Source organism: Amphritea atlantica (genome assembly GCA_024397875.1).
Taxonomy (GTDB): domain Bacteria; phylum Pseudomonadota; class Gammaproteobacteria; order Pseudomonadales; family Balneatricaceae; genus Amphritea; species Amphritea atlantica_B.
Genome location: CP073345.1, coordinates 253671 through 268759, shown reverse-complemented (window position 1 = coordinate 268759; position 15089 = coordinate 253671). Strand labels below are relative to the sequence as shown.

Annotated in this window: 11 protein-coding genes; 7 read left to right on the top strand and 4 right to left on the bottom strand. The window is 51.5% G+C overall.

The window, feature by feature from the left end; translation table 11 throughout:
• The first annotated feature begins 2 nt into the window (after positions 1-2).
• Positions 3-401, top strand: coding sequence for a flagellar basal body-associated FliL family protein (locus KDX31_20835; protein ID UTW05566.1), 399 nt, complete (start codon positions 3-5; stop codon positions 399-401).
• A gap of 81 nt (positions 402-482) precedes the next feature.
• Here KDX31_20835 and KDX31_20830 read toward each other — a convergent pair whose 3' ends face one another.
• Both KDX31_20830 and pyk read right to left on the bottom strand, forming a co-directional pair.
• Positions 483-2045, bottom strand: coding sequence for a glutamate--cysteine ligase (locus KDX31_20830; protein UTW05565.1), 1563 nt, complete (start codon positions 2043-2045; stop codon positions 483-485).
• 159 nt (positions 2046-2204) lie between these two features.
• The gene (gene pyk, locus KDX31_20825; GenBank protein UTW05564.1) at positions 2205-3641 is read right to left on the bottom strand and encodes a pyruvate kinase; all 1437 of its coding nucleotides are present in this window, start codon (positions 3639-3641) and stop codon (positions 2205-2207) included.
• A gap of 244 nt (positions 3642-3885) precedes the next feature.
• Here pyk and KDX31_20820 point away from each other — a divergent pair, with 244 nt between their 5' ends.
• Together KDX31_20820 and KDX31_20815 are read left to right on the top strand one after the other, a co-directional pair.
• A complete protein-coding gene (locus KDX31_20820) occupies positions 3886-6129 on the top strand; it encodes a PAS domain S-box protein (GenBank protein ID UTW05738.1) in 2244 nt (747 codons plus the stop codon).
• Positions 6130-6159: 30 nt separating this feature from the next.
• Complete coding sequence (locus KDX31_20815; protein UTW05563.1) at positions 6160-7536, top strand: sigma-54-dependent Fis family transcriptional regulator; 1377 nt, start codon at positions 6160-6162, stop codon at positions 7534-7536.
• Positions 7537-7614: 78 nt separating this feature from the next.
• On the opposite strand, the gene KDX31_20810 is transcribed toward KDX31_20815, so the two are convergent.
• Entirely contained in the window at positions 7615-9210 is a 1596-nt protein-coding gene (locus KDX31_20810; protein ID UTW05562.1) for a HAMP domain-containing protein, read from the bottom strand.
• 409 nt (positions 9211-9619) lie between these two features.
• Here KDX31_20810 and KDX31_20805 point away from each other — a divergent pair, with 409 nt between their 5' ends.
• From KDX31_20805 to KDX31_20790, 4 genes are all read left to right on the top strand, one after another.
• Positions 9620-10603 (top strand): TRAP transporter substrate-binding protein, encoded by a 984-nt coding sequence (locus KDX31_20805; GenBank protein ID UTW05561.1) that lies wholly within the window; start codon positions 9620-9622, stop codon positions 10601-10603.
• Positions 10604-10841: 238 nt separating this feature from the next.
• Positions 10842-11435, top strand: coding sequence for a TRAP transporter small permease (locus tag KDX31_20800; GenBank protein ID UTW05560.1), 594 nt, complete (start codon positions 10842-10844; stop codon positions 11433-11435).
• On the top strand, positions 11432-12829 hold the full coding sequence (locus tag KDX31_20795) for a TRAP transporter large permease subunit (GenBank protein ID UTW05559.1): 1398 nt from the start codon (positions 11432-11434) through the stop codon (positions 12827-12829). The genes KDX31_20800 and KDX31_20795 overlap by 4 nt, the downstream gene beginning before the upstream one ends.
• 147 nt (positions 12830-12976) lie before the next feature.
• Positions 12977-13480: a hypothetical protein gene (locus KDX31_20790; protein ID UTW05558.1), complete on the top strand. Its 504-nt coding sequence runs from the start codon at positions 12977-12979 to the stop codon at positions 13478-13480.
• Positions 13481-13545: 65 nt separating this feature from the next.
• Here the strand turns inward: KDX31_20790 and ilvA are convergent, their stop codons facing one another.
• Positions 13546-15063, bottom strand: a complete 1518-nt coding sequence (gene ilvA, locus KDX31_20785; protein ID UTW05557.1) for a threonine ammonia-lyase, biosynthetic — start codon at positions 15061-15063, stop codon at positions 13546-13548.
• Positions 15064-15089: the final 26 nt, after the last annotated feature.

The following is a 15089-nucleotide window of genomic DNA, read 5'->3' as shown; positions in this document are numbered from 1 at the left end:
GCATGTTGAAACGTTTTTTGCTGGTACTGTTTTTGGGGGTGATGATACAGCCTGTTTGGGCTGCCGATGAGCCTGCTCCCGAGGACTATGTTAACTACATTGAGCTGAGACCGTTTGTTGCCAACTTTGTTAGTCCGGATACGCTGCGTTTTCTGAAGTGTGAAATCACCATTCAGGTCACAAGCCCTGCGGCTCATCATGCGGTTAACTATCATAAAGCTGAGATACGGCATGAAATTCTGATGCTGTTAAGTTCGAAGGAGGAAGGTCAGCTGAAAACCGTCGATGTGCAGCATATTCTTGCACAGGAAGCGCTACAGAAAGTCCAGCAGGTGTTGTTGTTTGAGGAGGGAGAACCCTATGTCGCAGATCTGTTCTTCACCAGTTTTGTGTTGCAATAGGCTTCAGTGACCGCATTCAGATAAAAAAGCCCCGCATCACTGCGGGGCTTTTTTTTAAGTATTAGCGACAGCGAGAGATGACTACGCGAGATAGTTAGTCAGATAGGTGTCAAAGTCTAAGCTGTCGCTCCGCTCGATCTGTTGCTGCTCCTCAAGTGAGCTGATAGTCAGCTTTTCCAGATAGTGCTGTTGTTCCGTTGTCAGCCCCGTGTTCAGGATGGTATCCCGGTGTTTTCGGCTTTGCTGCAGAATGAATGCTTCATATCCCAGCCCTGAGGTTTTCATCGCTTCCAGAATCAGGGCGGAAGGTGTCTGATGCGGGTTGTCCAGCTTTGTCTGCTGTGCTGATACCGCATCTGAATATCGACTGTCACCTGCGACCTGATCGAGCAGGGTCGCTGTTTTGTGAATATCGCTCAGGATCAGATGGCCCCACTCGGGCACGCTGATCTGCTGATCGCCCCGGGTGAGTGTCAGGCCAGGCTCCCGGCCACGGTTGACCACCAGGCTGTTGTTTCTGTTGATCAGCTCACATTCCGGACTGCTCACATCATCCGGATCTGATAACAGGCAGGTCACCAGAAATGCATCCATGAAATCAGCCTGCTGCTGATCGATTCCCAGAGGGAGTAGCGGATTGATATCGGTATTGCGTACTTCGATATATTCCACCCCGCGTTCGCTCAATGCATGAACCGGCTTTTCTCCTGACAGAGTGACGCGTTTGGGGCGGATGTCGCTGTAATATTCGTTCTCGATCTGCAGTATATTACTGTTTAACTGCTTATATCCCTGATCGGTCTTCACGCCCAGTTTTTCATAAGCCGGATAGGGGGTATTAATTGCCTGAGTCAGTGTCCTGATATAGGAATCAAGATGGTTAAAACAGATATTCAGGCCGGACTGGGCTTTGTTTGAGTAGCCCAGATCGCTCATCCGCAGCGAGGTTGCATAGGGGCGGAATAGGGTGTTTTCATCCCACTGTTCCAGGTCGTGTTCGCGACCGCGCATAAAACTGGATGGCAGCGCAGGCGAGGCGCCAAAGAGGTAGAGCAGTAACCAGGAGGCGCGCCTAAAGTTGCGGATCAGTTTAAAATAACCGGAAGAGCGGAACTGCTGCAGGCTGTCCTGGCTTCCCTGGATCTCACGCAGAACCGGCCACAGGGTTTCTGGCAGGGAAAAATTGTAATGGATTCCGGCGATCGCCTGCATCATCTTGCCGTAACGGTGTTCCAGGCCAATCCGGTAGATAGATTTCAGCCGACCCACGTTGGAACTGCCAAAGCGTGCTATCTGGATCGCATCTTCAGAATCGATCTGGCACGGCATGCTGGCGGCCCACAGCTCTTCGTTACCGAGATGCTGGTAGGTGAAACAGTGCAGCTGCTGCAGAAACTGCAGCGCGTCAGCGGATTCTTTGAATGCCGGTGTTATGAACTCAAGCAGTGCTTCTGAATAGTCGGTTGTAATGTGGCTATGGGTCAGCGCCGAGCCGAGCGCGGCAGGGTGCCCCGTCTGGCTGATGGCTCCCATAGAATCAGTGCGTAGCCCTTCCTTCTCGATACCATGAAGGATGCCGTCAAACGCCAGAATCTGGCCTTTTTCGGTGATTAATTTCAGATTCTGTTCGAGTGCCTCAGACACATCAGCATACCTTTACCGGAGAAAAAGAGCGCTATTATAGCGCAGCATGCGCTAAACATAACCCTGTAAAGAATCGGTCATTTCCACTGTGTAATTCTGGCTGTAAAAAGGCCCGCTAACAAATGTTATCGGGCCAGGAGAATACCGCTGTATAAGGTGCTACTGAACCTGCAGTACCTGCATTGAGTTGGTGCTGCCGCTACCAATCACTGCACCGCGGGTGAGGAGTACCAGATCACCATCATCAAGCAGTTGCTTTGATTTCAGGTGATCAAGTATCCGGCTGTTCAGATCATTGATATCGATCTCCGTGGCGTCGAAGAGCATTGGTTCAACGCCTCGGAACAGTGTCATGCGGCTCATCGCTTTTTCATTGCGGGTCAGGGCGTAGATCGGTACGCCTGAGCGGATACGCGACATCCACCGGGGAGTAGAGCCTGACTCAGTCAGGCAGATAATGGCCTTTACACCGACCAGATGATTGGCGGTATACATCGCCGAACGGGCGATGGTTTCATCAAAATGTTCGCATTGCTGGGTGATGCTGGTGGGTGCCGGACGTGACAGCTGGTGCTTTTCCGCACCCTGACAGATCTTGGTCATCGCCTGTACCACTTCAACCGGATAGTCGCCCGCTGCCGTTTCGGCGGAGAGCATCACGGCATCAGTACCATCGAGTATCGCGTTGGCAACATCGAAAACCTCTGCCCGTGTCGGCATCGGGTTCTGGATCATGGTTTCCATCATCTGGGTTGCGGTGATGACCACCCGGTTAAGCTCTCGTGCACGCTTGATCAGGTGTTTCTGAACACCGATCAGTTCTGCATCACCAATCTCTACTCCCAGATCTCCCCGGGCAACCATGACGCCATCACAGGCCAGAATGATATCGTCCAGGGCCTCAGTGGAGCTGACCGTTTCCGCCCGCTCTACCTTGGCAATAATTTCTGCGCTACTGCCGGCCGCATCGAGCAGCTGACGAGCCTCATGCAGATCGGCAGAGCTGCGGGGAAAAGATACGGCGACGTAGTCCATGTCGATATCGGCTGCAACCAGGATGTCCTGCTTATCCTTTTCGGTCAGCGCTGCGGCTGAGAGGCCACCGCCCTGACGGTTGATCCCTTTATTGTTGGACAGCGGTCCGCCGATAATCACTTCGCAGTTAATCCGGGTGCCCTGAACATCGATCACTTTAAACTGTACCCGGCCATCGTCCAGCAGCAGAATGTCCCCGGGACGGCTGTCTTCCGGCAGTGCTTTATAGTCGATTCCAACCTGAGTCTGGTCTCCGGCATAGGTGTCCAGCGAGGAGTCCAGTGCGAAATGATCACCCACGGTCAGTTTGATTTTCTGATCATCTTTGAAACGAGCGATACGGATCTTAGGACCCTGCAGGTCGCCCAGAACCGCTACCGGAATGGCCAGCTGGCTGGATATTTCACGCACTTCCCGGGCCCGGCGACGATGATCGTCCGCACTGCCGTGGGAGAAGTTGAGACGAACAACATTAACGCCGGAGCGGATCATCTGGTCAAGAACGCCAGGTTTATCAGTTGAAGGGCCCAGAGTGGCGACAATTTTGGTGCGTTTTAACATGATTACGATATCCGGTAGACGGTGGACTATTACCTGTTAGACTTTAAATGTGGCTTTATTGCAAGATAAGGTGCAGCCAATAGTATTTCAAGCATCTGGCTTACTTTGTGTGCGTTAGTCCGCGTTTAATAAGTATCTTGTAATTATATTACAAGAATGCGTTTTATAAACGACTATTTTACGCGATTTTACTTGCATATGTTAGTTGTTATTGGTTTTTTGTAATTTTGTTACAGGGTTTATGGTGATAAGAACACGCTTGCGTCTGTTACTGATGCTGCTATTAGCAGCGTTATTTATTCTGGTGATCTATCAGACTGTTTCGATCAGTCGTTCACGGGCGGTGGATGATCTGCAGCAAAGTGCTTCAGCCGATCTGAATCGCTATATTCTCAGTCTGCAGCAAGAGCTGGATCGCTATAAAGATCTGCCAAAACTTCTTTCCACTCACTCCGAACTGGTGAATCTTTTGCTTCTGCCCGGCAGTGAAGGGATTCATGGCGCCAATCTCTACCTTGAAAAGGTCAACGATACCATCGGTGCTTCAGATACATACCTGATGGATACCCAGGGCAATACTCTCGCGGCCAGCAACTGGTCCGAGTCACAGACGTTCGTCGGCCGTAATTTTTCATTCCGGCCCTATTTCCGGGACGCTATGGAGGGACGCAGCGGCCGCTATTTTGCACTGGGCACTACCTCTAAGAAGCGGGGATATTTTTTCTCATATCCGGTTGAATACCGGGGGAGTATTCTCGGGGTTATCGTTGTGAAAATTGATCTCAACGATATTGAGACCGACTGGAATGATCCGCTCACCGATATCCTGGTTACCGATGAGGATGGTGTCGTCTTTATCAGTACCCGGGCCGAGTGGAAGTTTCGCACCCTTAAGCCGTTGCCTCAGGCAGATCTGCAAAGAATTATCGCCAGCCTGCGTTATGGCGACCACCAACTGACATCCCTGTCGATCGTTGAGCGTAAACAGTTCCGGGAAAGTGAAATTGTTACCCTGATCGAAGGGGAAAAGATCGATAACGGTGCGCTGGATGGTATCGAGACCCGACAGTATCTGCAGCAGACCCGGGCGGTACCTGAGGCAGGATTCAATGTGTCGATTCTGGCGGACCTGAAGCCGGTTGACAGGCAGGTGCTGAATAACGCACTGCTGGCCGGGTTTATCTACAGCGCGCTGGTTTTTCTTATTTTACTGCTGCTGGCGCGGCGGCGAATCTCCCGCGAGCGGGCCCGCTTTAAGCTGCAGCAAACCCAGGCGCTGGAGCGCAGTGAAGCCCGGATCAGGGCGATTATAGATAATACGCATGCCGGTCTGATCACGCTGGATGCGCATGGCATCATCGAATCGTTTAATCCAACGGCGGAAAAGCTGTTTGGCTATCGCTCCGATATCATCGTAGGGGAGTATTTCAGCAAGCTGATCGGCCATCAGGACCGGGCGGTCTGCTGGCAGCATATTTCCCATGAAGGGGGGGAGAATCAGCCGAACGAACTGATGGTGGAGGTCTCCAGTGTGCGGGCCGATGGGTCGCAGTTTCCGGTCGAACTCATCATTGGGCGGATGTCTGACAGCAGCGTCAGCCGGTTTGTTGTCACTATTCATGATATCACTGAGCGGAAAGAGAATGAGGAGCAGCTCCGTGAAGCCCGTGACCAGCTGGAGCTGCGTGTGTCTGAGCGGACTCAGGATCTGACCCGGGCGAATGAGCGGTTGTTGCAAGAGGTCGAGGAGCATAAGCATACTCAGAATGAGCTGATTCAGGCGGCTAAGCTGGCCGTGATCGGGCAGATGTCAGCGGGTATTAATCATGAGCTTAACCAGCCACTGACCGCTATTCGCAGTTATGCTGACAATGCCCTCGCTTTTTTGAAGCTGGGGAAAGCGGAGAAGGTGGGCAGTAACCTGCATGAGATCAGCGGGCTGACTGTAAGGATGGCGAAAATTATTGCGCCGCTGAAAGAGTTTTCCCGTAAAACCAGCGGTCAGTCAACCTTAGTGAGCCTGAAAGCGGTGCGTGATGGCGCAATGTCTATTATGTATGGGCGGCTTGATCGGGCAAATGTGAAAATAGAGTGGCCCGATAAGCTGGATCAGATTTTCGTTCTCGGTGATATGCTCAGACTGGAACAGGTGGTGGTTAACCTGATCAGCAATGCGTTACAGGCGATGGAGGGCGGGACTGAAAAATGGATAGAGATTAGCATTGAGCGTCTGGATGGCCGGCTGAATATCAGTTTCAGGGACCATGGTCCGGGTATCCCTCAATCTGAACTGGGTAAGGTGTTTGAGCCCTTTTATACCACTAAGAAAGCGGGGCAGGGGCTGGGGCTGGGATTATCAATCTCTCATCGGATTATCGAGACGATGGGTGGACATCTGAGTGTCGGTAATCACCCCCTGGGTGGCGCGGTATTTACGATTAACCTGCCGGTTGCAGATGCGCCTGCGCCCGCTGTCGGGTTAGAATGACGACTCCTTTTTCAGAGAGAATAGCCACTGATGAATCTTGAAGCCTCGGCTGAACAGCTCCAACCGCACCAGATTCTGCTGGTCGATGATGAAAAGCATATCCGCCTGGCGGCGGCACAGACTCTGGAGCTGGCAGGCTATGAGGTGGTCTGCGCAGAAAGTGCTGAAAAAGCGCTGACACTGCTTGATCAGGATTGGCCCGGAGTAGTTGTCAGTGATATCAATATGCCGGGTATCGATGGGCTTGAGCTGATGCAGCGGATTATGACGATCGATAATGATCTGCCGGTTATTCTGATCACCGGACACGGGGATATATCCATGGCCGTGAGTGCCATGCGTGATGGCGCTTATGATTTTATCGAGAAACCCTTCTCCTCTGATCTGCTCAATGATGTTGTTCGCCGAGCTGCAGAAAAACGTCGCCTGACGCTGGAGAACCGGGCGCTGCGTAAAGCGCTTGAAGCACAGGGCGGGATCGGTCCGAGGATTATCGGTAACTCACCCCGTATCCAGCAGTTGAGAGCGATGATTCAGCAAATTGCTGATACCCCGGCCGATATTCTGATTCAGGCTGAAACCGGCTCGGGCAAGGACCTGGTGGCGCGATATATCCATGAACACAGCAATCGCAGGGATAAAAACTTCGTGGCCATCAACTGTGGTGCCGTGCCGGAACATCTGATCGAGAGTGAGCTGTTTGGTCACGAGAAGGGGGCTTTTACCGATGCCAAGAGTCGCCGGATCGGCAAGTTTGAACATGCTGATGGCGGCACTCTGTTTCTTGATGAAATTGAAAGTATGCCGCTCTCCCTGCAGGTCAAGTTACTGCGGGTTCTGGAAGAACGGAAAATTGAGCGACTGGGTTCTAACGAACTGATACCACTGGATATACGGGTGGTTGCTGCCACCAAGGTGGACCTCAAGGATCTGAGTGAGCGGGGGGACTACCGCGAAGATCTGTATTATCGCCTCAATGTTGTCAGTCTGGAGATTCCTCCCCTCAGAGAGCGGCGGGAAGATATTCCGATGCTGTTTCAGCACTTTGCGCTGATCGCTTCGGCGCAGTATCAGAAGGAGGTGCCGCAGTTGAGTGCGGAGAATATCAGGGCACTGGTGGCGCACCACTGGCCCGGTAACGTCAGAGAGCTGCGCAATGTCGCCGAACGTTATGTACTGCTGGGGCCTGCTTATCACTTCGAAGTCGGGGGGGCGGGAGAACCGGTATCCTCGACACATATGACCCTGCCTGACCAGGTCGAGCAGTTTGAAAAGCTGGTGCTGGAGGAGGAGTTGTCCCGCAACAGTGGCTCGCTGAAACTGACACAGGAGAAGCTGGGTCTGCCCCGTAAGACGCTGTATGATAAAATGAAGAAATACGGTTTGGATAAGAAAGATTTCAAGTAGGCGTTTTTCGCCGCCAGCGGGTAAACAAACGGCGACCTGATGGTCGCCGTTTAGCGGGGTTAAAAAGGTTGGGTCAGATCAGAGTTTGAACTGACGGGCGCGTTTTTCCAGTTCATCAGCCAGGCTGTTGATCTGTCCTGAGATGGCGGATAAACGAACCACCCGGTCTTTGGCGTGGTCACTGCCTTCATTGATCTCATTGACCGCGCCTTCGATCTCCAGTGTCGCTGCGCCGCTCTGTTTCACCGACTCGGAGATGCTGTGATTGGTTTCCGTAATCGCTTCCATCTCTTTCTGGATGTTAAAGAGCACCGCGGAGGTTTCCTGTATCTCCTTCACGTTTGATTCGGTTGCAGCGCTTGCCTGCCCCATAACCTGGGCCGCCCCTTTTGCGTTTTGCTGCAGTGAGCCAATAATACCGTTGATCTCAACGGTCGCATTCTGAGTGCGTTGAGAGAGCGTACGTACTTCATCGGCAACCACCGCAAAACCACGTCCCTGCTCACCGGCACGGGCGGCCTCAATGGCGGCGTTAAGTGCCAGCAGGTTGGTTTGTTCGGCAATATCCTGAATCACGCTGAGTACCGCATCAATGTTATAGCTTTGCTGTTCCAGCTGAACAATCACGTCAGTGGCGTGTTTAATCTGCTGCTGCAGCGCTTCAATCTTTTTCACGGTGCCGGTGGTGATATCCACACCGTTACGGGTTTCCTGCAGCGCTTTATCAGATGCTTTAATGGTGACATCGGCGGTGGCAGAAACGTTCTGGGTGGCGCCATCCATCGCGATCATCGCATTGGTAACGGCTTCTGCCCGACTGATCTGTTTCGCCGTGCCAATGTTAGCCATTTCAGTCACATCTTTGATCTGCTGGCTACACTGCCCCAGCATTGCGATGGATTGCACGACGTGCGATATGCTGTCGTGGAAGGTTCTCAGCATGCTGTTGAATGAAGCAGACATCTGTCCGATCTCGTCATTGGACTCAATCTTAAGTTGCTGAGTCAGATCGGCATTCTGCTCAATATCGCGGATGGTCTGATTCATTTTATTGATCGGTTTCAGCACGATGCGGTGAATCATCCAGCCCACAATAAATAGCGCCGCAATAAACATACCCAGTTCAACCAGCGCTATATTACGGATGTTGGTAAAGATATGTTGATCAATTTTTTCGAAGGAGTAGGTTACCCGCACTGCACCGAGAATTGCCCCCTCTTCGACAATGTGGCAGGTCAGGCAGTTGGTGCCTTTATAATTAGAGCTGGCAAGCATTGGACGCACAACGGTCATACGGTGACCCTTCTCATCATCCAGTTCGACGGCAATCGTTTCACCGTTCATCGCCCGTCTATCCAGATCATCCTGAATATTGGAATCCGGAGTCCCTTCGCCATACATGGCTGCAACCGGTTCACCACGAATAATCCGGGCTTCGGTCAGCTCCGGATTGGCGAGGATCTTTGATTGCAGTGTCTGCCGGTTTGCCATTGCGCCGCTCAGCATCATGATGTTGATGCTGTCGAAGTAGGCTTCGGCAGTATTCTGGGTGTTTTTCAGTGCAATATCAGAAGACAGGTTAGTTTCACTTCGATAGATGACTGAAACCGATGTGATAAGAACAATTAAAAAAACAAATGCCAGACTTAGGTTAACTTTCGTTTGGATCGCCATGTTTTGTTATCCGGATGATTTTCGGCTCTAGATTTGTCCTTAATATACCCTAACTGTAACAGCTGGTGCGACTGCCTATGTCAGCATTTTGAGTATAAATCTGTGGCAGTCGGGGCTGGGGCCTTGATTTTTGATCTGAAATGGATTTGATGCTGATTGGATGGGAATTCACCCATGTTCGACCATGGTTTTGGGTGGTTTCCCACCCGTTTAAGAAATCAGCCTGTCTAAACACAATTAAGGTTAAGAATTTTAACTATTTGTTTTTTAATAAAATAAAAAAACTTTCTCATGAAAAAATGCAATTGGCCTGCACTTTGCAGCTGTAGTGTTGAGTGAATAACTGAGCGTGGGTTCTGCTGTTAGACCCGAAAAAGCGCCTGAATAATTACAAAACTGGAGAAGCAATATGCGTTTATTTTCTGCTGCCGTTACGGCAATGGCTCTGACTCTTGGTGCAACCTCTGCAATGGCTGCCCCGATTGAAATCAAATTCTCACACGTGGTGGCGGAAAACACCCCGAAAGGCCAGATGGCAAACAAGTTTGCTGAACTGGTAGCTGAGCGCCTGGCGGGCAAGGTTGAAGTTAAGGTGTTTCCTAGCTCACAGCTTTTTGGTGATAACAAAGTGCTGGAAGCGATGCTGCTGGGAGATGTGCAGATGGCTGCGCCATCGCTGTCAAAGTTCCAGAAATATACTAAAACACTGCAGCTGTTTGATTTGCCATTCCTGTTCAAGGATATGGCCGCAGTTGAGCGCTTCCAGGGGAGTGCTGATGGTCAGAAAATGCTGACCTCTCTGGAGTCTAAAGGGCTGGTGGGACTGGGTTATCTGCACAATGGTATGAAACAGTTGTCTGCCAGCGATCCGTTGAAAGTGCCTGCTGATGCGAGTGGTAAAAAATTCCGTATTATGACTTCTGATGTGCTTCAGGCGCAGTTTGAAGCGGTGGATGCGGTGCCTTTGAAGAAGCCATTCTCAGAGGTGTTTACTCTGCTGCAAACTAAAGCAATTGATGGTCAGGAAAATACCTGGTCCAACATCTTTTCTAAGAAGTTCTACGAAGTGCAGCCATACATCACAGAGTCTAACCACGGGGTTCTTGACTATATGGTGGTCACCTCCGCTGAGTTCTGGAATGACCTGGACGCTGATCTGCGCTCTGAAGTAAAAGCCGCGCTTGATGAAGCGATCGCATACGGTAATAACATCGCTGCTGAAAAAGCCAAAAGTGATAAGCAGGCGATCATCGATTCTAAGCGTTCAGAAGTAATCGAAATCTCTGCTGAAGACCGTGCTTTATGGGTTGCCGCAATGAAACCTGTTTGGGATCAGTTCTCTGATGAGATCGGTGCCGATCTGGTCAAGGCGGCTGCAGCCTCTAACCAGTAATCTGCTCACTGGCGTTCCTGTACGGGAACACCGGTACTCTGCTGCGGCGGGAGGTATAGGCCCCGCTGCAGCCCCCTCAATCCTCTAAACGACTTGTGAGGCTACACAGGAGAGTCACGTCGGCTCGGCGGGTCTTGCTGGTTTGCTGCAAGGCTGTCCTGTGATGCAGGCACAGTAATAAGATTTACAGAGTAGTCCTGTTCGCTGAACGTTACTCTGTTGTTCCAAGGGGGCCGTTATGGTTCGTAATCTGATCACACAACTGGAAGAGGCATTCCTCTCCCTGCTGCTGGTAGCGATGACGCTGCTGGTATTTGCCGAGGTGGTAATGCGCTTCGGATTTAACTCCGGTATCCACTGGGCTCAGGAACTGACCCTATTGCTGGCTGCCTGGTTCGTCCTTTATGGGGCGTCATACGGTGTCAAAGTGGGCGCTCACATCGGTGTTGATGTATTTGTAAAACTGCTACCAACCAAAGCGCACCGTTTTTTCACGCTTCTGGCGATCGTCCTGTGTCTGATCTATTGCGGGCTGTTTCTGTACGGTTCCTGGATCTATCTGAGCAAGATGAAGATGATCGGGATTGAGCTGGAAGATATGCCGGTGCCGAAGTGGCTGGCAATGAGTATCCTGGTGATCGGTTTTGCCATGCTGATTATGCGTTTTCTTCAGCTTGGCTGGAAAGTGATAACCAAAGAGGCCGATGGCTTTCACTTCAGCGATGAAGCTGAAGAGAGTATGGAACTTGCCAAAGAGCTTCAGGAGCTTGAGTCAAAGGACAAGACTGGCAATGCGGATACCGATGCAAACAATAAGGAGGGGCGGTCATGACCACAGCTGCACTATTTATTATCCTGTTTGCCTGTATGTTTATGGGCATGCCGATCGCTATCGCGCTGGGCCTGTCCAGTGTGGCAACGATTCTGATGTTCTCCAACGACTCGCTGGCGTCAATCTCTCTGAAGCTGTTTGAAGCAACCTCAGAACATTACACGCTTCTGGCGATTCCGTTTTTTATTCTGTCCTCGGCATTCCTCTCTACCGGTGGGGTGGCGAAGCGACTGATTAATTTTGCCGTCGACAGTGTCGGCCATATTCGCGGTGGCCTGGCGATGGCATCGGTGATGGCCTGTATGCTGTTTGCTGCAGTGTCCGGTTCCTCTCCGGCTACGGTGGCTGCGATTGGCACCATCGTGATCGCGGGTATGGTGCGTTCAGGTTATCCGGAATCTTTTGCCGCAGGTGTTATCGCCAATGCCGGTACCCTGGGGATTCTGATTCCGCCATCAATCGTCATGCTGGTGTATGCCGCAGCGACCGAAGTATCTGCTTCGCGGATGTTTATGGCCGGCTTTATCCCCGGTCTGATGATGGGTGGTATTCTGATGATTGCCATCTATATCGCCGCCCGGATTATGAAGCTTCCGGCGGAGCCGTTCCCGGGTGTGGCCAAGCTGGGTAAATCGTTAATGATCGCCCTGGGTGGTCTGATGCTGATCATCATCGTTCTCGGCTCTATTTATGGCGGTATTGCCAGTCCGACTGAAGCGGCGGCAGTGGCGGCTGTGTATGCTTATATGGTGTCGGTGCTGGGGTATCGGGATATTGGTCCGATGAAAGGGATCGCATGGCGCAATGAGGGCGAGGCGATAGCTTCAGCCACAGCGCGCAACCTGTTGCAGATGCTTTGGGCGATACCAAAATCGATTCGTCATCCGGAGGTGCGTAAGGTTATTCTGGACGCCTCTAAAGTGTCCCTGATGCTGCTGTTTATCATCGCTAACGCAATGCTGTTTGCGCACGTACTGACGACTGAACGTATCCCTCATCAGATAGCTGAAACCATCATTCACTGGGGCCTGCCTGCCTGGGGTTTCCTGATCGTGGTGAATATTCTCCTGCTGATTGCCGGTAACTTTATGGAGCCTTCGGCGATTCTGCTGATTATGGCGCCGATTCTGTTCCCGATTGCGACGCAGCTGGGTATTGATCCGATTCACCTGGGTATCATCATGGTCGTGAACATGGAGATCGGGATGCTGACACCGCCGGTAGGGCTCAATCTCTTTGTGACCGCAGGTATCACCGGGAAGAATATGATCTGGGTTATCAAGGCATGTCTGCCATGGCTCAGCCTGCTGTTGCTGTTCCTGATGCTGATCACGTATGTGCCGCAGATCTCGCTGTTCCTGCCGGAATATATTGATCAGCTAAATGGGTATTAGTCTGTCACCGGCGATTAATCCACCCAATCTGGATTGATAGCTGTTCTGGGCCGCACATTGTCTTAAATGTGCGGCCTTTTTTTATGTCGTCAGAAAATCTCAAATCCATTATAATTGCCGCCCAGTTTATCAATCAGCGATGGATTAATGGTGTTGGGTTATATTGCGGTTGTTTGGGGGGTTATCGGCATTACCTTTATCTTTGGTAATGCCATTGTACGTATCGGTACTATAGGGCTGGATACGTTTACTTATTCGCTGAACTGGTATCACTGGGCGGCACTGGTTTCCAGTGTGCTATTTATGGGTTTTGCTGAGGGTTATAGAGGCTTTCAGCGGGGGTATTCACCCAGGGTGGCGGCCCGGTTGCTCTATTTGCGGGACAATGTAACGCCACTGCGCCTGATTCTGGCACCGCTTTTTTGCATGGGCTTTTTTCATATAAGACGGCAGCGGATGATCGTTACCTACTGCTTGTTGCTGGGTATCATCGTGCTGGTACAGCTGGTGCATATGTTACAGCAGCCCTGGCGGGGTATTATTGATTTCGGCGTTGTGGTGGGGCTGAGCTGGGGTACGATATCGATTTTACTGTTTGTGCTGCAGGCGTTTTTTACCGATAAGTTCAGCCATTCGCCAGAAGTGCCGTAATTCAATTGGCAGGCTAGCCGCTATAAAAAACGCACCCTAAGGTGCGTTTTTTTGTGGCTTTCTGACTAGCCCAGAAACAGTTTATAGGCCGGGTTATCGGTTTCTTCCCAGTAGTTGTAACCGATATCTTCGAGAAACTCAGTCACTTGGTGACGCTCATCTTCCGGCACCTGCAGCCCTACCAGCACCCGGCCGTAGGCCGCACCATGGTTGCGATAGTGGAACATAGAGATATTCCAGCGGCCACCCAGCTTTTTCAGGAAGTTCATCAATGCGCCGGGACGTTCAGGAAATTCGAAGCGGTAGAGAATCTCATTGGTCACTGAATCGGGAGCATGACCACCCACCATATAGCGCACATGAAGCTTCGCCATCTCGTTATCTGACAGATCAATAACTTTATAGGCTTCGGATTTCAGCTCAGAAAGCAGTTCTGTACGGGCATCGGTGCCAGCCTGTAACTGCACACCAACGAAGATTTGAGCATCGTCATCATCGGCATAGCGGTAGTTAAACTCGGTGATGTTGCGTTTTCCAAGGGCGTTACAAAACTCTTTAAAACTACCCGGTCTTTCGGGAATTTTAACGGCGATAATCGCTTCGCGGTTTTCACCCAGTTCTGAGCGTTCAGCAATATGGCGCAGACGATCAAAGTTAACATTGGCGCCACTGTCGATAGCGATGAGCGTCTTATCTTTTGCTGATTCCCGGGCGACATATTTCTTCAGACCCGCAACGGCAAGGGCTCCGGCCGGTTCGGTAATTGAACGGGTATCTTCGAAGATGTCCTTGATGGCAGCACAGATTTCATCGGTGTTGACGGTAATCACTTCATCAACAAACTGCTGACAGAGTTCGAACGTGTTTTCACCGATCTGGGCTACAGCGACGCCGTCGGCAAAGATACCGACCTGAGGCAGAATAACCCGTTCGCCGGCTTCCAGTGCCGCCTTGAGGCAGGCGGAATCTTCCGATTCAACCCCGATGACTTTTGTCTCAGGCCGCAGGTATTTGATATACACGGCGATGCCGGAGATCAGGCCTCCACCACCGACCGGAACGAATACCGCGTCGATCGGGCCGCTTTCCTGACGCAGCAGCTCCATCGCAATGGTGCCCTGACCGGCGATAACATCGATATCATCGTAGGGGTGGACGTAGGTTAAGCCCTGTTCTTCAACCAGTTTGAATGAGTGTTTTGACGCTTCATCAAATGTTTCGCCGTGTAAAACAACCTTACCGCCCCGCGCACGGACACTGTTGACCTTAATATCCGGCGTGGTTTTGGGCATCACAATGGTGGCTTTAACGCCCAGGATTTTGGCCGACATCGCCAGTCCCTGCGCATGGTTGCCTGCAGATGCCGCAATAACGCCTCGCTTACGTTCCTCTTCGGTCAGCTGCGCCATCTTGTTATAGGCGCCGCGGAGCTTGAAAGAGAATACCGGCTGCAGGTCTTCCCGTTTCAGCAATACCCGGTTGCCCAGTCGGCTGCTGAGGTTGGTTGCTTCGTCGAGTGGGGTTTCGATGGCGGCGTCATAGACGCGGGCATCGAGAATTTTCTTTATATATCGGTGAGCCATCGGGTGCTTTCAATGTGTTGCTGCGA

What these genes read in the sequence shown, in the direction of transcription:
- KDX31_20795 (UTW05559.1), top strand. Translation starts at nt 11,432, where the DNA reads ATGACCACAGCTGCACTATTTATTATCCTGTTTGCCTGTATGTTTATG.
- ilvA (UTW05557.1), bottom strand. Translation starts at nt 15,063, where the DNA reads ATGGCTCACCGATATATAAAGAAAATTCTCGATGCCCGCGTCTATGAC.
- KDX31_20810 (UTW05562.1), bottom strand. Translation starts at nt 9,210, where the DNA reads ATGGCGATCCAAACGAAAGTTAACCTAAGTCTGGCATTTGTTTTTTTA.
- KDX31_20805 (UTW05561.1), top strand. Translation starts at nt 9,620, where the DNA reads ATGCGTTTATTTTCTGCTGCCGTTACGGCAATGGCTCTGACTCTTGGT.
- KDX31_20800 (UTW05560.1), top strand. Translation starts at nt 10,842, where the DNA reads ATGGTTCGTAATCTGATCACACAACTGGAAGAGGCATTCCTCTCCCTG.
- KDX31_20790 (UTW05558.1), top strand. Translation starts at nt 12,977, where the DNA reads ATGGTGTTGGGTTATATTGCGGTTGTTTGGGGGGTTATCGGCATTACC.
- pyk (UTW05564.1), bottom strand. Translation starts at nt 3,641, where the DNA reads ATGTTAAAACGCACCAAAATTGTCGCCACTCTGGGCCCTTCAACTGAT.
- KDX31_20835 (UTW05566.1), top strand. Translation starts at nt 3, where the DNA reads ATGTTGAAACGTTTTTTGCTGGTACTGTTTTTGGGGGTGATGATACAG.
- KDX31_20815 (UTW05563.1), top strand. Translation starts at nt 6,160, where the DNA reads ATGAATCTTGAAGCCTCGGCTGAACAGCTCCAACCGCACCAGATTCTG.